Genomic DNA, 17148 nt, shown 5'->3' with positions numbered 1-17148 from the left:
TTGATTCAAGGCTAGAGAAAAATATCCGGGCTTTCTATATTTATGTAGATTCAGAAAGGCGGAGGTTTTTACGAATATGGTTCAGGAAAAACCTGGTAAGGTTGATGTAGATGCGATCATTTACGGTCTGAGCGCTGATTTTCTCGACGAATGTCTTGACAATATTGAAGAAGCGGAAAAAGCGCTGGCAAACATGCGCGATGGGCGCGGTGACTTCCAAAATCAAAACAACAATTTGCAACGTCACGTGCATTCCATAAAGGGAATGGCGGCGACATTTGGCTTCCCGGCCATCAGCGTGTTCGCTCACCGGCTCGAGGATTTCCTAGAGGCCCTGGAAGATGTTGCCCCGTATCTAGACGAGATTCAGGTTTTTCTGGACAGAATCAGGGAAGTCACCGAATCGGGCCATAATCCAAATGAAGAAGATTATATCAGGTTGGTGCGCAGTCTTCCGCGCGCCCACAACCGTATCGCCGCTATTCGCCCTTCCAGGGAGGTCAATATCCTGCTGGCGATGCCCCGCGATATTCAACGAAAAATCATCGGCCAGGAATTGTCATCGTGTGGTTTCGGAGTGTCATTCGTTGCAACTGGCGTCGAGGCAATTTCATCGGTTTTATCCATCCGTCCAGATGTCGTAATTTCAGGTAACTTCCTTGACGATATGTCGGGAGTCGACCTGGCTGGCGCACTTTCTGTCATCAGGGCAACACGTGGCACTAAATTTATCCTGATAAGCAGCGCTGATTCCCGGGAGGAAGAAAAACTGGATATCCCCAAAGGAGTCGTCATCATAAAAAAAGAAGTAAACTACACAGAAACGCTAACCGAACATTTTATCGACTGGGGACTATTTGGTTGACTTAAACGTGAATATCCTTTGCCCAAGGATTATATATGATGAAGGGGTTGAACAAGGGTACGTACTGATGAACCTGTTACAGACATTGATGCGGCCAGACCGCGAAGAGATGGAACTGGGCGAGCGTACGCTGGTGGCAAAGGCCGCCAATATCCTGCAAGTGGGCGAGTTTCAATTGCTGCAACTTGCCTATCAGGGCTGGCACAACAGGGATTTGCCTGAAGCCCTGGTCTCACAATTGTTTTCATCATATATGCTGAAGAACGAAGTGCCCCACTGGGCCCGCCATTACGCCCGTATGATTATCCATGCCGAGGCCAATAACGCACTCAACGACAATGCGCCTGACTTTCATGTCTATGACCACGAATACCGATCATCGGTACCAGGCGGGGTGCGCCGTTTCTGGACTGCTGTCGGAATGTTGACCCTGTTCATTGGCGGGGCCATCATCCTTGCCGATCTGTCGGTGACGAAGCCGGCAAGCCAGTTTCCGCCGTACCTAAATGAAGAAGATTTAAAAGTTAATAAATCCAGCATTCTGTTCGGTCGCGCTGATAAAATTCCGGCTTCGATCAGCCAAAACTCGTCGCTTCCCGATTTAGGTGTCCCTCAGCAAACGGGCATGTTGCCAGCGCCGCCATGACAGGTTAACGTCCCTGTCATGTTTGAATTCGCCGGTCAGTACGAGTCCTTTATCAATATGGTGTTCCTGGCCGTAACCGGGTTTATCGCCTTGCACGGCATCCGTTTTCGTGACGAAGAGGGAAACACGGATTTTGTGCACTTGTTGTTTGGTTCTATCGCCGCCGTCTTTTTCTTTCTGGTGCTTTTTCAGGACGTTCTTGAAGTCGTCCAGTTTTAGGGTTTGTACACACGTTCCTCGGCATCCAGCTCGGGATTTGTCAGGCACTCACCTTCTTTTAGGTCATCAACGCGCTGATGCAGGAAAAGCGCCCGCTTTCGGGGCGTTGATGGATCGGGGGCATGCAGAATCTTGTCAATCAGGCCCGGCCCTTTTACCGCGCCTTCGTCTGTTTTCAAGGCTTCAATATAATCGGCCAGGGCTTCTTTATGACGACACTGTCGGTCATATATGATGGCCCTGTTGTTATATGCAGCGGCCAACGTGCCGATACCGGTACGGTCGTCGGCGGCCAGATTTCCTTTCAAAAAGCCGATCAGGCTAGTCAACTCGGCCTCCGCCTCCTGGGTTCTGCCGTTCAGCATGAAAGCCAGTGCGCGGCCCATCATGGCGCCACGATGTTCCGGCGAGACGATTAAGGCGGCATTAAAGCGTTCCAGTGCTTCGTCGTATTTTTTGTCGCTGAGGAAGATATCGCCCTGGCGCACCTCGTAATCGCCGGCCGGGGTTTGTGTGTATGATTTAACCACGGCCCAGATGCTGAACATGGCAAAAGTGGCGAGCGCCATCAGGATGATGAAACGGCGGGTAACCTGAGGATTGGAAAAAGGATTCAGGGGGGGCATAAGTTAGAATCTATCCACTAAAAAAGACTGTTGACGTAGAGCACCGAAAAAAGAAAACACAGAAGGCCCGCAGTCACACCTGAGCGGCGCTTCAGGCGCAGGCTCTCGGCCTCATCGACATTGGCGCCCTTGGCGTCGGCACGACGAACTGTCAGCGCCCAGATTAACTGCCTGACCGGTAAAAACAGGGCAAGCGCCAGGGCCAATGTCCAAAGCCATTGATATTCTGCGTTAAATAAAACTTGCATGATTGTTACCGCAGCCTGGAAAAAGGGGTATTTGTTTCTATTTAGTGATGGGATGTTAGATCAAACTGCATTTGATTAAACGCAGGTTGCTCTAAAAAAAAGGGGGAAGGGCCAAGGCCCTTCCCCGATTTTCAGACGATGGAAGTCTTAATTGCTCGGTGCTTCTAACGTTGTATCACCGATATCGTCCACCAATGCCTCAACTTCACGTTCAGGTACGGTTGACATTTCCATCTTGTAGGCCAGGAACCACATCATTCCAACACCCAGGATCCAGAACAGGATCTGCCAGGCCCAGATTGACGGCATTCCAAAAGTCCACCCTTCAACGCCCACATTCGGTGCGCCGAAGATGTCGTTGCCGATAACGGCGCCAGGGCCGATGCCGAAGAACATCCACGCAAGTGTGATGATCCAGGCGATCGGTTTCAGGCCCTGCTTGTCGGCAGGCAACGATGCGTGTTCCCGAAGGAAGTTGTGGTACTTCATGCGGTGTGCCGTTGCCTCGTCGGTCTGCGTCATAGCCGAAATCGGCAGACAGAAGCCAAGGTTAAACAACATACCCCAGAAGGCCGAGTGCATGGTCAGCGGCCAGCGACCCCACGCCAGTTCCATGCCGAACGTGCCGGCGATGGCTGCACCGAAACTCTCGGTGAAGATAACTGCGAGAAGACCGAAGAACAGGCCAACCGTGGCGCCCTGACGGGTAATCCACGGGAACCATGTTACTGCGGCAAGCGATGGCCACATCTGGAAGCCAAAGGCGACAGCCAGACCACCAAGGAGCACAAGTGCGTCTTGGGAGTAGGTGGCAACCAGAAGCGCCGACAGGACGATGAACAGAACGCCCATACGACCGAACAGTTTCTGCGTCGTGTGTGAAGCTGTCGGGTTCAGGTAACGCTTGTACAGGTCACGCGTCAGCATACCGCCGGCGGTTGACATATAAGCAGCACCCGTTGACTGCATGGCGGCAAGCGCACATACGGCCAGGATACCGACAAGCCACGGATAACTGTCACCAATGGAGTTGAAGTAATGCGGCACCAGTCCACCCTGCTTGTTAGCAGTCAGGTCCGGTAAAATATTATTCAACGCCAAGCCGGCTTCAGTCACTCCGCCATTGGCGCCCAAAAGGTGAGCACCCATGCCCTGGAACGCCGTAAAGAAGAACAAGATGAAACCAATTCCGAAGGAAGAGGCCCACACCTGCTGAGGCGCAAAAGGTTTCGGGCTGTTGTTGGAGAAAGACCACATGGTAAACGCCGGTGCCGACTGAATACCCATTAGGGCAAACATATATGTCAGGCACATAACGCCGGTCCAAAGACCGCCAACCGGGGTTTCCTTGCCAAGACCAGCTGTCCATTGAATGACGCCGGGAATGGCCAGATAGGCGTTATAGTCACCGCCGCCATAGCCCTTGGTTGAACCCCATTTGCCGATGTCGGTCTTGCCGAGAGCGGCGAGGCCTTGCTGCATGGAATCCCAACCACCAGCTGCGTTAAGCGCGATAAAGCCGGTGATGACAATACCAAGCGCCAGCAGGACACATTGTAGTGTGTCCACATAAGCCACGGCGCGTAGACCGCCGGTGCCGACATAGATCAGCACGACTGCTGACAAAACCCACATGCCGACGTTCTTGTCGATCATGCCGTCGGTCAGAACGTTGAACAGGAAGCCGGAGGCCCCAAGCTGAACGCCCAAATACGGGATCGAGAACAACAACGCCACACAGACCGTCAGGATGCGAATGCCATCGCCCTGGAAGTAATCTGCAAGCATTTCACCGGGCGTTACATAACCGAAGCGTTTGCCCAGCATCCACTGGCGCTTCAGGAATAGAACACCCGTGAACGGGATGGTGATGGTGTAAAAGGATGCATATGCATACTGGAAGCCATCACGATAAACCAGTCCCGGATGACCCATAAAGGTCCAGCCGGAAAAGGATGTCGCGGTAGCCGCAAGAACAAACACCCACATTGAAATCTGACGACCAGCAATAAAATAATCACTGGCAGTTTTAGCCATGCGCGAACTTTTGATGCCCCAGAAAATACAGTAGGCCCAATAGATCGCAACAAAGCTGAATAGCCATACAACTTTAGCAGACAAGATATTTCTCCCCTTAATCTAGTCCCTGTTGTGTTAAACGGGCCGCCAACTTAAATGAATTACTTAAGTCAAATGCCGCATCTAACTGCGAAAAGTACTCAACTAATCCGGCGTAACAACGTGAAAAAGCCGAATAAAAGTTGGTAATTTGATAACATTTCCAAGGATTATAAACAACGCTGTAAACGTTGTTTCTCACAATTCGGAAAATTGAAACTTTATTACAAGAAAAAAGGTGGGCAAGTTCTTGAAAAAAACCTGAATTTTTTCACATTAATTTTTCTATCTTATTGATTTAATGTGGTTTTATAGCCTGACGCGTAAAGTTTAGTAAACACGGCTTGAAAAAATCATGTTAAAGCGTGACTCTTTTGGAAAATGAGCAAAAGAACTAACTTTTATATTAGAGTTTTTGAATAATAACGAAAAACGTCAAAAATTGACAGAATCGGAGTGAGATTCGGTGCGCTCTCAAACGGCTATTTTTTCCAAATTGGTTCGTGATTTCATGCGCCAGGCACCGCTTGTGCTGGGCCCGTCCAACCCCGTGTCCGAAGCCATCGAGGCCATGCGGGAGGCACGTGTTTCAAGTGTTGTCGTCACCGACGCACAAGGCATGGTTGTTGGCATAGTTACCGAACAGGACATCAGCCGCCGGGTCGCATTTCAGGTTCCTGGGGACACCCCGTTGGCACAGGTGATGACGACACCGGTGATGTCTATTTCATCAGATGATTATCTGTTCCGCGCGATCGCCCGGATGCGCCGTTATGACTTAAAGCATATGCCTGTCGTCGATGAAGATGGGAACCCAATGGGCATGATCGATCTGCATGACGCCATGGCCGTAACCAATGAAAAGATGATGGGCCAAATTGATCAGTTGACCCACCGGGGCAGCATTGATGGCCTGAAAAAAGTCAAGCAAGCCCAGGTTGATCTTGCCCGTGAACTTCTTGATGACAATCTTCCTGCTTCTGAAGTGCAGGCTTTGTTGACTCATGTGAACAATCTTATCTACCGGCGCGTGATTGATGCCTGCTTGGCTGACATGGAAAGCGAAGGGCTTGGCGCGCCACCAGTAAAGTTTGCGGCCATTGTTTTTGGTTCGGGCGGACGCGGTGAAAACTATCTGTTTCCCGATCAGGATAACGGTTTCATTCTTGAAGATTATCCAGATGAGGATCACACCCGGGTTGATGGTTTTTTCATGGAGCTGGCTGATCGCATGACCAGGGAGCTGGATGGTGTTGGTTTACCCCTGTGCAAGGGCTACTGCATGGCGATCAATCCGTTATGGCGTAAAACGGCTTCACAGTGGGTCAGGCAAATCGATTTGTGGGGCCGCAAGCATAACTTTGTCGCCATTCGCCTGTCGGATATCTTTTTCGATTTTCAATCGGTCTATGGGGATGTCAACCTGGCCATCGAGCTGCGCAATCAGGTTGCCAAAATGATTGCCGCAAATCATTTTTATTTATCGGCAATGTTCTCGGAAATTGCTGATCATAACGTCGCCCTGGGGTTTTTTGGCGGCTTCATAACCGATGATGAAGAGCAGGAATTCAAAGGCCAGATCAACCTCAAGCACACAGGCACCTTGCCTATGGTCGAGGCCATTCGTCTTTTGTCCCTGCGTGAAGCGATCACCGAAGCCGCGACTTTAAGCCGCATCGAAGCGCTTCATTTAAAAGGAATTCTCGACGAAACCGAGCGCGAGACATTGGCTGCCGCTTTTGAATTGCTGACCGGAATTTTGCTTGATAAACAGATATCGGATTTCAAAGAAGGCAAACATGTCGGCTACCATGTCGATCCGGAAACCCTGTCCGGGCGTCAACAAAAACGCCTGACAGAAGCCTTGAAAATCATTGATGACCTGCGCAAACGGGTAAAATCCGAATTCACCGCGGACATATTTTGATCGTTGGTTTTATGCTCTAGAACTGTTCCTGCTGTTTGCGCACTTCGACCATCTGGTTGGAGGCATTGATGGCTTGCCTCAGGGTGCTAATTCCACGTGTTTCCAACATATCGAGCATTCTTAACAGAATACCTGCGGTAACCATGGAGTCGCCCAGGGCTGTATGCCGACCTTCAATTTCCACACCCAGGCGTTCGGCGATGGCATCCAGGGTGTGTTTCGTTGTTTTGTCGTGCATGAACACCGACAGAAGCAAGGTATCAAGAACGATGTGATCGAAGACAATGTGGCAATGTTCTTCCTTCAATTTCAGGAATTTCATATCGAAAGCGGCGTTGTGGGCAACCAGAACGGACTCGCCGATGAAAGTCTTGAACTCCGGAAGTACCGCGGCGATGTCCCGCTCACCGGCCACCATGTCATCGGTGATGCCATGAAACTGGATGGAAGCCTTGGGTATGTCTCGCCCGGGGTTGACCAACGAGGTAAAGACATCACCCCGCTCGATCTTGCCATCACGAACCCGAACCCCGGCGATAGAAATAATTTCATCACCGCCCGATGGGCTGAGACCCGTGGTTTCCGTATCGAAAACCACATAAGTGAGGGATTTAAGGGACCTGCCGCCCAACTCCTCGATATGCATCGGCTGATTGAGCAAATCGTGGTCATAGAATTCCGGCCTTTCGGGCAAATTTCTGTGATCGTGTTGGCGCGCCGCCATCACCCGGTCGAGGGCCAGCCATGTCGGCAGCAGGACGGCAGTGAGGGCGAGCACGCCCAGGGCAGCGGTTTGACCGGCCCATGTCCAGGAAAGCGCGGCAATGATCAGGGCGAGCATTATCAAGCCGGCAAAGGTGGCGGCGATGATGGTTCTCAAGCTGGTCGCGTGATGGTTCATGGCACCTTTACCCTAACATATCCGCCACCTGTTTGCAGCGTCTTGGATTCATTTGCGCAATAGGTTACAAACGGCCCCTGTTCCATTTGAATTAAAGTTCCGGAGACCTAAATGGCGTCCTATCAGTACTCCTACGTGATGAAAAACCTGACCAAAACTTTCCCCGGCGGAAAGGAAATATTGAAGGGCATCACACTTTCATTTCTGCCTGGCGCCAAAATTGGCGTGCTTGGTCCCAACGGGGCCGGCAAATCAACGTTGATGAAGATTGTCGCCGGTATCGATACGGACTTTGGCGGTGAGGCGTGGGCCGCCGATGGTATTCGTGTAGGCTATCTGGAACAGGAACCACAACTTGATCCGACCAAGAACGTCGAAGCCAACATCATGGAAGGACTGGGTGAAACCAAGGAATTACTTGAGCGCTTTAATGAAATCAGCGCTCGCTTTGCCGAACCCATGGACGACGATGAAATGAATGATCTGCTCGCCGAACAGGGTGATTTGCAGGAAAAAATTGATGCCGTGGGTGGCTGGGAAGTTGAACGGACCATCGAAATTGCCATGGACGCGTTGCGTTGCCCCCCAGGTGATGCCGACGTCACCACCCTGTCGGGCGGCGAACGTCGTCGCGTTGCCTTATGCAAATTGTTGCTGGAGCGTCCGGACATCCTGATGCTCGATGAACCGACCAACCATCTGGACGCCGAATCGGTGGCGTGGCTGGAACACTTTCTTCATGATTACGAAGGCACGGTCATGATCGTTACCCATGATCGCTACTTTCTTGATAACGTCACCGGCTGGATTCTGGAACTGGATCGTGGCAAAGGCATTCCCTACGAAGGAAATTATTCGGCCTGGCTGGAACAAAAACGCAAACGTCTGGCCCAGGAAGAAAACGAAGAAAGCGCAAGACAGCGCACACTGAAGAAAGAACTGGAATGGATTCAAGCCTCCCCCAGGGCGCGTCAGGCAAAAAGCAAGGCCCGCATCACGGCCTATGATGACCTGCTGGCCAAGGCTGAAGAGCGCAATACAGACCGTGCACAGATCGTTATTCCGCCGGGGCAGCGCCTTGGCAACCTGGTGATTGAGGCCGAAGGTCTTAACAAGGGGTATGCCGACAGGATGCTGATTGAAGATTTGAGCTTCAAACTGCCACCGGGCGGGATCGTCGGTGTTATCGGCGCCAACGGCGCCGGAAAAACGACCCTGTTCAGAATGATAACCGGCTCTGAAGAACCCGATGGCGGAACGCTTCGTAAGGGCGAAACCGTCGAGCTTGGTTATGTGGACCAGTCCCGCGACTCTCTTGATGACAAGAAAACCGTGTGGGAAGAAATCAGCGGCGGCCATGATGAAATCATGCTCGGCAAGCACTCGGTGCAAAGTCGCGCTTACGTGGCCCGCTTCAATTTCAAGGGCGGTGACCAGCAAAAGAAGGTCGGGCAGCTTTCAGGTGGCGAGAGAAACCGCGTCCATCTGGCCAACATGTTGAAGTCCGGCTCCAACGTTCTGCTCCTTGATGAACCGACCAATGATCTTGATCTTGAAACCCTCAGCGCCCTTGAAGACGCGCTCGCCAACTTTGCCGGTTGCGCCATTATCATCAGCCATGATCGCTGGTTCCTGGACCGGCTGGCGACCCATATGCTGGCCTTTGAAGGGGATAGTCAGGTGGTTTGGTTCGAGGGCAATTACGAAGACTACGAAGCCGACCGTCATCGTCGCCTGGGCACAGACGCCGACCAGCCGCATCGTATTAAGTACAAGCCACTTAAACGTTAGGGATGCCCCTCAGTCGCCGGGCGCTCACTCCGTTCGCTTGGCTTAAGCCTCTGGAAGTCAAGTTTCACTTGGCAACAGGAGTTTCATTTTGTTGTTGATTTTTTCGGGCTCCCCCAAGCCCGCGACTGCGGGCCGCCGCTTATGCGGCGGGGCAAGGAGCCGAACGGCCCCGCCCGGCGCTTGAGGGGCTTGATCCTGTTCTAGCCGTCTTCTTCTTTATTAAGGGTGTCGGTTTTTTCACGCAGGGCTTCAAGCAAGCCTGCAACCTTGCCGCCGCGCTGACGGATGATTGAACCAAAATCCGAGCGCAGCGTGTTGCTCATGGAAGTACCCTCAACAATCACATCGACGACCTTTAAAAGTTCGTCCTTACGGGCAACCCGCCAGTCAACCCGCACGGCGCTGACGCCATCTTTCTGGTGAATGTCGGAAAACACCGTGACGTTTTTTTCGTCCAGTAGGGTGGCTTTGTGAATATGCAGGGGCTCCCCAACGTAGGCGGCAAAACGATCTACGTAGGAAACCACCATCAGGTCTTCAAAAAGTTTCAGGTATTCGGCACGCTCTGCTTCACTGGCCTTACGCCAATGGCGGCCTAATATCCATTTACCGATGCCGCTTACGGCGAAATGATCATTGAAGTATGCCCGAAAGCGTTCGATGCGCTCAATCCGTGGCGTTTCCTTATCGGTTAGTTCCCGGATCGCCTTTTCGGCCAGCTCTTGAACGAAGGTTGTTGCTTCCTCTTCAAAGGAGGCCGACAAGGCTGGATGTGGCGAAAAAGAAAGCCCGGCCAATACGATGAAAGCGGGCAGAAAGGAAATCAAGGGACGCCAGATTGTCATTGTGCCCCCTGCTAGTTAGTTTGTGAAATCTCGTCGTTGGTGCGCGGTTCCGGTTCGTCGTCCATGAATTGCCCAATGCTTGGGACAGCCGTCGAAGGATCAACCTCGCCGTTGTTGATTTCGTCTGTTCGGCGCTGACGGTAGAGACTGCGAATGGTCGCGTAGAAATCAAGAGAGGATTTTTCAAGATCTTCAATGGCGTCGTAATGAAGGGCTCTGAAATCGATTGCATCAACGGCGGTGCGCGTCGGGATGGTCCAGTCTTCATTGTTATTTCTGGCCCATATGTTAAGTGGATCAATAAAGAAATCGACAACCCGGCCGATGGCGTCACGCGGGTTGGAGGGACCAAAGACCGGTAACATCAGGTAAGGGCCTTCGGGCATGTTCCAGACAGCCAGGGTTTGGCCGAAGTCTTCGTTCTTGAACTCGATGCCCAAATCGCTAGCGGTATCGTTAAGGCCAAATATACCAGCTGTGGTGTTGATCAGGAAGCGCACCAGGGTGGTGATGGCGCTCTCAAACTCGCCCTGCAGGACATCGTTGAAGAAAATCACCGGGGTGCGCAGATGGTTGAGGAAATTATGAACGCCAGTACGAACCTTATCAGGTGCAACGTTACGGTAAACATTGGAAACCGGTTTCAGAACGGCCGTGTCGAGAGCCTGATTGAAGGCGAAAATCGCTCGCATGGTTGGCTCTGCGGGATCATTGATCTCCTGATATTCAGCGACGGCCTCGGGATCGTTGGAATCGGGCGCTGTTGCGCAACCAACCATCAGCACAGAAGCAAAAGCCAGAACCAGGAAGCGTGAGCCTAACCGGGATTTGGTGACTGTTTCCAATAAGCGAATAAGCATCTAAAAAAACACGTCCCGTCGTTATTTATAACCGCGTCGTAAAACGCCATTCGGAAGCAGCAAAAAAAACCACCAAATAACAAAACCTCAACTCCGGGATCATTAAGTGCGTCCCGATTGCAACACCCACGTCGTCATTGGAACCAATGGCGATGCGAATCCACTAATGAAATAACATAGCATTCAGATAAAAACCAGCGCAGACAGCCCGCTTTCAAAACGAGCGGAGACCTATGTTGCAAAAAAGCCACACAGATGAAGGCATCAAGCTTCGCGACCAAAACAACGGCAACCCCGATTTTAGGTAAAATTTATCAAGAGTCCGGATTCTTAAATAAAAACATGCCTGTACAAGGTTTGTAAAAAGGAATGGACCTTTTTGTCAAAACCATATAAAGATATGCTTATATCTTGATTTAATAACATTTAAATTCAATTTTCAGCCTCTTAAACCCCGAAATCGGAGCAGAAAGAGCCACATTATGGAGTCCATCGAACCCTTGTTGAGCGCCCTTCGTGCGGCGGCGGAGCCGACCCGGCTGCGTCTGCTGGCGTTGTGTGCCCATGGTGAGTTGACGGTCAGTGAGCTCGTTGGAATATTGGGACAAAGCCAACCCAGGGTGTCCCGACATTTGAAATTGCTCACCGAAGCAGGGTTGCTTGAGCGCATTCGGGAAGGCAGTTGGGTGTTCCACAGGCAGGCGCAGGAAGGCGCTGCTGCCCATCTGGCCGAGCAGTTAAATGCGATGTTGCCCGATCATGACGGGACGCTTGCTCGGGATCTGGAACGTTTGTCGCTGGTTAAAAATGAGCGTGAACGGGCGGCGGCTGATTATTTTCGCCGTAATGCAGAAAGCTGGGACAAACTGCGCTCTTTGCATGTCGATGACAGTGTTGTTGAGCGGGTCTTGCTCGACATGCTTGACGGGCGCCAAATTGATGAACTGCTGGATGTCGGAACTGGTACAGGACGTATGTTGGAGCTTTTTGGGGAGCGCCTGATCAAGGGCGAGGGGATTGATCTTTCACGGGAAATGTTGAGCGTCGCGCGGGCCAATCTTGAGCGGGCAGGACGCAATAATTGCGCTGTGCGTCAGGCTGATATGTATCAAATTCCTTTTCAGGCGAGCGCCTTCGACACGGTGACCATGCATCAGGTCCTACATTTTCTTGATCGTCCCGGCCGGGCTGTGGGCGAGGCGGCGCGTGTGCTAAAGGCGGGCGGTCTGCTTTTACTGGTTGATTTTGCTCCCCATGGCGAGGAAAGCCTGCGCGATGAACATGCCCACCGGCGTCTGGGTTTTGATGAAGCCGAAGTAGCCGCATGGTTCAAGGCAAGCGGCATGTCCTTGTTGAAAAGCGAGCATCTGACGGGCGACCCGCTGACGGTCGCCATCTGGTTGGGGCAAAAGAATGACAGTGGAAATTCTGCATCATGACCAGAAGAGAAAAAACCAGCCGTTATCAGGAATTATTAAACGTCACCGCAGCGGGTCGCAGGCCCCATCCGTCCATGATCGTCGCATTGCCGCTGCCTGAAGGAGTCAAAGTCTCATTTGAATTTTTCCCTCCTGCCACCGAAAAAGCCGAAGCATCCCTGTGGTCCTGTATCGACAGATTGTCCCCGGTTAAACCATCGTTTGTATCGGTGACCTACGGGGCAGGGGGAACGACCCGTGAGCGAACCCACGAAACCGTCGTCAAGATCGCCAAGGAAACCAACCTGGAAGCGGCTGCCCACCTGACCTGCGTTGGATCCCACCGTCAGGAAATCGACGACATCGCCAAACGTTATTGGCAAGCTGGCATTCGTCACATCGTCGCCTTGCGTGGCGATGCGCCCGAAGGTGCAGGGTCGTATCAAGCAAATCCGGACGGCTACGCTTATGCCTCCGATCTGGTGTCGGGTCTGAAAAAAGTCGCTGATTTTGAAATCAGTGTCGCCGCTTACCCTGAAAGCCATCCGGAATCGAAAAACCCGGAAGCAGATCTTGATAACCTGAAGCGAAAAATCGATGCCGGGGCGACCCGTGCCATCACCCAGTATTTCTTTGAACCTGAAACCTATCTCAGGTTCCTTGAGCGGGCCCGCGCGGCTGGCATTCATGTGCCTATCGTTCCGGGCATCCTGCCGGTGACAAACATTACACAGGTGAAAAAATTCTCGAAATTGAGCGGCACCACTGTTCCTGACTGGTTGACCGAATTATTTGACGGTCTGGATGATGACCCGGAAACACGCAAACTTATCGCCGCCTCGGTTGCCGCCGAACAATGCCGCATTCTGCATGCCAGCGGCGTCAACGATTTTCACTTTTACACTCTAAACCGCGCCGATCTGACGTATGCAATCTGTCACATTCTGGGCGTCAGGAAATAATTGATATGAACAACCCGATCCAAAAACTACTGACCGAACGCATCCTTGTCCTTGATGGGGCGATGGGGACGATGATCCAGGACAGAAAACTGGTTGAAGCTGATTACAGGGGCCAGTTGTTTGCAGATCATGGCCAGGACTTGAAGGGTAACAATGATTTGTTGAGCCTGACCATGCCTGATCTGATCAAGGAATTGCACGGCGCGTTCCTTGATGCCGGTTCTGATATTGTTGAAACCAACACCTTCAATGCGACGACGATTTCTCAAGCCGATTACGGGCTTGAAGGCCGGGTCCGCGAAATGAACGTTGCTTCGGCCCGTCTTGCCCGACAGGCTGCTGACGAGGCGCAGGCGAAAACGCCGAATAAACCGCGCTTTGTCGCCGGTGTCCTGGGGCCGACCAATCGAACCGCTTCCATATCGCCTGATGTCAATGATCCGGGTTATCGCAATATCCTGTTTGATGATCTGGTCGCAGCATACGCGGAGCAAATAGATGGATTGCTTGAAGGCGGGGCTGATCTTCTGTTGATCGAAACCGTGTTCGACACCTTGAACTGCAAGGCCGCTATTTATGCTGTGTTGAAATATTTTGATGACCACGACATCCATGTCCCGGTGATGGTGTCGGGAACCATTACCGATGCTTCGGGACGCACCCTGACCGGGCAAACACCCGAAGCGTTCTGGAATTCCGTCGCCCATGTAAAACCCATCAGCATCGGCTTCAATTGCGCCCTCGGTGCCAAGGATTTGCGTCCCCATGTGCAGGCGGTTTCAAACGTCGCTCAGATCGCCGTCAGCGTCCACCCCAATGCCGGTCTGCCTAATGAATTCGGCGGCTATGACGATAGCCCGGAATATATGGCCGATATGCTCAAGGAATTCGCCTTAAGCGGCCTTGTCAATATTGTCGGCGGTTGTTGCGGCACCACGCCGGGTCACATCAACGCCATTGCAGCGGCGGTTGATGGTATCAAGCCTCGGCTCTATGCCAGCCCTGACGGTCATGCCCATTTGTCCGGGCTGGAACCCTTAAGCATTGATGACGTCACAGGCTTTATCAATATTGGTGAGCGTACCAATGTTGCCGGTTCAGCCAAGTTTGCCCGGCTGATCCGCGAAGGCGAATATGAAACGGCACTTGATATCGCCCGGGGTCAGGTCGAAAGCGGGGCCCAGATTATCGACGTCAATGTGGACGATGCCATGCTTGATGCAGAGAAGGAAATGCACACGTTCCTGAACCTTTTGGGCTCCGAACCCGATATCAGCCGGGTGCCGGTGATGATTGATTCGTCGAAATGGCCGGTTATTGTCGCCGGGCTTAAATGTGTGCAGGGCAAGGGGGTGGTAAACTCGATCAGCATGAAGGAAGGCGAGGATATCTTCGCCAACCAGGCGCGAGAGGTTTTGCGTTACGGTGCCGCCGTTATCGTCATGGCCTTTGACAAGCAGGGTCAGGCCGATAGTTTTGAGCGGATGATCGACATTTGCGGGCGTTCCTACAAAGTGCTGACCGAGCGGGTTGGCTTCGCGCCTGAAGATATTATTTTCGACCCCAATATTTTCCCTATTGCCACGGGCATTGACGAGCATCGCAATTTCTCTGTCGATTACATTCGTGCCTGCGCCTGGATTAAAGAAAATCTTCCCGGCGCCTCCATTTCCGGTGGCGTTTCAAACATGTCGTTCTCGTTCCGCGGCAACAACCCGGTACGCGAGGCCATGCACTCGGTGTTTCTCTACCACGCCATTAACGCCGGTATGACCATGGGTATCGTCAACGCCGGTCAGTTGGCGATTTATGCGGATATCCCCGAGGAACTTCGCGAACGGGTTGAAGACGTGGTTCTTAACCGCCGTGATGATGCCACCGAACGCTTGCTTGATGTTGCCGACGCTACCAAAGGCATCGCCGCCAAGGACATGGTCCCTGACTTAAGCTGGCGCGAAGCCCCCGTTGCGGGGCGACTGGAACACGCCCTGGTCAAAGGGATCACGGAATACGTGGTCGAGGATACCGAAGAAGCCCGTCAGGCTACGGATCGCGCCATCGAGGTTATTGAAGGGCCGCTGATGGATGGCATGAATGTGGTCGGCGACCTGTTCGGTTCGGGTCAAATGTTCCTGCCGCAGGTGGTTAAATCGGCGCGGGTGATGAAACAGGCGGTGGCCCATTTGCTGCCGTTTATCGAGTCCGAAAAGAAAGCCTCCGGCGACAGCTCGTCGGCCAAGGGCAAAATTCTGATGGCGACGGTCAAGGGCGATGTTCATGACATCGGCAAAAACATTGTCGGCGTGGTTCTGCAATGCAACAACTTCGAGGTCATCGATCTGGGCGTCATGGTTCCCTATGCCAAAATTCTGGAAGTCGCCAAACAGGAAAATGTCGATATGATCGGCCTGTCCGGCCTGATTACGCCGTCGCTCGATGAAATGTGTACAGTTGCCGCCGAAATGCAGCGCGCAGAATTGGATATACCGCTTCTGATCGGCGGGGCGACCACTTCGCCGGTTCATACGGCGGTCAAGATTGCGCCCAATTATGAAGGCCCCATCGTCCACGTCAACGATGCGTCACGCGCCGTCGGCGTCGCAACCAACCTGCTATCTGACAGTTCGCGTATAGAATATGTGGCCGGGGTGGCCGCCGATTATGAGGATTTGCGTGAACGCCATGCCAATCGCAACCGCAGCGGACGTCAACATACGCTGGAAGCGGCCCGGCAGGCCCGGTTGAACATCGACTGGTCGAACGCAGCGCCGCCCAAGCCAACTTTTTTAGGCGTCAAAACTTTTGAAAATTACGATTTAACCCATTTGGTCGAATGCATCGACTGGACGCCATTCTTCCGAACCTGGGAGATGAAGGGAAACTATCCGGCAATTCTGGAAGACGAGACCAGCGGTGAGGCGGCGCGGGCGCTGTTTCACGACGCCCTGGCCATGCTCGAGAAAATCATTGAAGAGAAATGGCTCGATGCCAGCGCCGTTATCGGCTTTTTTCCTGCCAACACAGTCGGTCATGACGATGTGGAATTGTATAAAGACGACAGCCGTACCGATGTTGCCTCGACGTTGCATTTTCTGCGCCAGCAGATGCTTAAGAATTCCGATCGCGCCAATTTCTCGCTGGCTGACTTCATCGCCCCCAGGGAAACCAAGGTCGCCGATTACATCGGCGGTTTTGCCGTGACCACGGGTCATGGAATGCGCGAGCGGGTCGAGGCCTTTAAGGCGGCAAACGATGATTATAACGCGATTTTGCTCGAAGCCCTGACCGACCGTCTGGCAGAGGCTTTCGCCGAACACATGCACCAGCGGGTGCGCCGGGAATTCTGGGCCTACGCGGTCCACGAAGATTTGGCCAACGAAGAGCTGATCAAGGAAAAATACCAGGGCATCCGCCCGGCCCCGGGTTACCCTGCGTGCCCGGACCACACGGAGAAATCGACCCTGTTCAATTTGCTTGATGCGGAGGCGCAGGCCGGCATTTCGTTGACCGAAAGCATGGCCATGCTGCCGGCGGCCTCGGTATCCGGCTTCTATTTCGCCCACCCGGAAGCGCAATACTTCGGCATCGGTAAAATCTCAAAAGACCAGCTCGAAGACTACGCCACCCGCAAAGGGATCAGCATAGAAGAAGCCGAACGCTGGCTGGCCCCAAGTTTGGATTATGAGCGGTAGGGAACGAAATCGACAATACGATCAACGTCA

At 52.6% G+C, this 17148-nt stretch carries 14 protein-coding genes; 8 read left to right on the top strand and 6 right to left on the bottom strand.

Going from position 1 to position 17148, the window contains the following annotated elements; genetic code table 11:
* The first annotated feature begins 76 nt into the window (after nt 1–76).
* From HOL66_00405 to HOL66_00395, 3 genes are all read left to right on the top strand, one after another.
* Entirely contained in the window at nt 77–865 is a 789-nt protein-coding gene (locus HOL66_00405; GenBank protein MBT5242684.1) for a hypothetical protein, read from the top strand.
* Nucleotides 866–932: 67 nt separating this feature from the next.
* Nucleotides 933–1511 (top strand): hypothetical protein, encoded by a 579-nt coding sequence (locus HOL66_00400; protein MBT5242683.1) that lies wholly within the window; start codon nt 933–935, stop codon nt 1509–1511.
* An 18-nt stretch (nt 1512–1529) separates the two neighbouring features.
* Nucleotides 1530–1730, top strand: a complete 201-nt coding sequence (locus HOL66_00395; GenBank protein MBT5242682.1) for a hypothetical protein — start codon at nt 1530–1532, stop codon at nt 1728–1730.
* On the opposite strand, the gene HOL66_00390 is transcribed toward HOL66_00395, so the two are convergent.
* The 3 genes from HOL66_00390 to HOL66_00380 form a co-directional block, all read right to left on the bottom strand.
* Entirely contained in the window at nt 1727–2356 is a 630-nt protein-coding gene (locus tag HOL66_00390; GenBank protein ID MBT5242681.1) for a tetratricopeptide repeat protein, read from the bottom strand. The two genes, HOL66_00395 and HOL66_00390, sit on opposite strands and share 4 nt — an antisense overlap.
* 17 nt (nt 2357–2373) lie before the next feature.
* Nucleotides 2374–2604 carry a hypothetical protein gene (locus tag HOL66_00385; GenBank protein MBT5242680.1) on the bottom strand — a complete coding sequence of 77 codons (231 nt, stop codon included), beginning with the start codon at nt 2602–2604 and terminating at the stop codon, nt 2374–2376.
* Nucleotides 2605–2751: 147 nt separating this feature from the next.
* Complete coding sequence (locus HOL66_00380) at nt 2752–4725, bottom strand: sodium:solute symporter (GenBank protein ID MBT5242679.1); 1974 nt, start codon at nt 4723–4725, stop codon at nt 2752–2754.
* Between the two features lie 463 nt (nt 4726–5188).
* Between HOL66_00380 and HOL66_00375 the strand changes: the two genes are divergently transcribed.
* Nucleotides 5189–6649, top strand: coding sequence for a CBS domain-containing protein (locus HOL66_00375; GenBank protein MBT5242678.1), 1461 nt, complete (start codon nt 5189–5191; stop codon nt 6647–6649).
* A gap of 16 nt (nt 6650–6665) precedes the next feature.
* Here HOL66_00375 and HOL66_00370 read toward each other — a convergent pair whose 3' ends face one another.
* On the bottom strand, nt 6666–7550 hold the full coding sequence (locus HOL66_00370; GenBank protein MBT5242677.1) for a hypothetical protein: 885 nt from the start codon (nt 7548–7550) through the stop codon (nt 6666–6668).
* Nucleotides 7551–7661: 111 nt separating this feature from the next.
* On the opposite strand from HOL66_00370, the gene ettA reads away from it, so the two are divergent.
* On the top strand, nt 7662–9341 hold the full coding sequence (gene ettA, locus HOL66_00365; protein ID MBT5242676.1) for an energy-dependent translational throttle protein EttA: 1680 nt from the start codon (nt 7662–7664) through the stop codon (nt 9339–9341).
* Nucleotides 9342–9541: 200 nt separating this feature from the next.
* Here ettA and HOL66_00360 read toward each other — a convergent pair whose 3' ends face one another.
* Both HOL66_00360 and HOL66_00355 read right to left on the bottom strand, forming a co-directional pair.
* A complete protein-coding gene (locus HOL66_00360) occupies nt 9542–10186 on the bottom strand; it encodes an ABC transporter substrate-binding protein (protein MBT5242675.1) in 645 nt (214 codons plus the stop codon).
* Nucleotides 10187–10197: 11 nt separating this feature from the next.
* A complete protein-coding gene (locus HOL66_00355) occupies nt 10198–11046 on the bottom strand; it encodes a VacJ family lipoprotein (protein ID MBT5242674.1) in 849 nt (282 codons plus the stop codon).
* A 491-nt stretch (nt 11047–11537) separates the two neighbouring features.
* On the opposite strand from HOL66_00355, the gene HOL66_00350 reads away from it, so the two are divergent.
* The 3 genes from HOL66_00350 (at nt 11538) to metH (ending at nt 17118) form a co-directional block, all read left to right on the top strand.
* Entirely contained in the window at nt 11538–12485 is a 948-nt protein-coding gene (locus HOL66_00350; GenBank protein MBT5242673.1) for a metalloregulator ArsR/SmtB family transcription factor, read from the top strand.
* Between the two features lie 74 nt (nt 12486–12559).
* The gene (metF, locus tag HOL66_00345; GenBank protein MBT5242672.1) at nt 12560–13426 is read left to right on the top strand and encodes a methylenetetrahydrofolate reductase; all 867 of its coding nucleotides are present in this window, start codon (nt 12560–12562) and stop codon (nt 13424–13426) included.
* A complete protein-coding gene (metH, locus tag HOL66_00340; protein ID MBT5242671.1) occupies nt 13423–17118 on the top strand; it encodes a methionine synthase in 3696 nt (1231 codons plus the stop codon). The genes metF and metH overlap by 4 nt, the downstream gene beginning before the upstream one ends.
* Nucleotides 17119–17148: the final 30 nt, after the last annotated feature.

The organism is Rhodospirillaceae bacterium (genome assembly GCA_018662005.1).
Taxonomy (GTDB): domain Bacteria; phylum Pseudomonadota; class Alphaproteobacteria; order Rhodospirillales; family JABHCV01; genus JACNJU01.
Note: the sequence above shows the minus strand (reverse complement) of the source record. Positions and strands in the feature narration are given on the sequence as shown.

What these genes read in the sequence shown, in the direction of transcription:
- HOL66_00360 (MBT5242675.1), bottom strand. Translation starts at nt 10,186, where the DNA reads ATGACAATCTGGCGTCCCTTGATTTCCTTTCTGCCCGCTTTCATCGTA.
- HOL66_00370 (MBT5242677.1), bottom strand. Translation starts at nt 7,550, where the DNA reads ATGAACCATCACGCGACCAGCTTGAGAACCATCATCGCCGCCACCTTT.
- HOL66_00385 (MBT5242680.1), bottom strand. Translation starts at nt 2,604, where the DNA reads ATGCAAGTTTTATTTAACGCAGAATATCAATGGCTTTGGACATTGGCC.
- HOL66_00405 (MBT5242684.1), top strand. Translation starts at nt 77, where the DNA reads ATGGTTCAGGAAAAACCTGGTAAGGTTGATGTAGATGCGATCATTTAC.
- HOL66_00355 (MBT5242674.1), bottom strand. Translation starts at nt 11,046, where the DNA reads ATGCTTATTCGCTTATTGGAAACAGTCACCAAATCCCGGTTAGGCTCA.
- HOL66_00395 (MBT5242682.1), top strand. Translation starts at nt 1,530, where the DNA reads ATGTTTGAATTCGCCGGTCAGTACGAGTCCTTTATCAATATGGTGTTC.
- HOL66_00390 (MBT5242681.1), bottom strand. Translation starts at nt 2,356, where the DNA reads ATGCCCCCCCTGAATCCTTTTTCCAATCCTCAGGTTACCCGCCGTTTC.
- metF (MBT5242672.1), top strand. Translation starts at nt 12,560, where the DNA reads ATGATCGTCGCATTGCCGCTGCCTGAAGGAGTCAAAGTCTCATTTGAA.
- ettA (MBT5242676.1), top strand. Translation starts at nt 7,662, where the DNA reads ATGGCGTCCTATCAGTACTCCTACGTGATGAAAAACCTGACCAAAACT.
- HOL66_00400 (MBT5242683.1), top strand. Translation starts at nt 933, where the DNA reads ATGAACCTGTTACAGACATTGATGCGGCCAGACCGCGAAGAGATGGAA.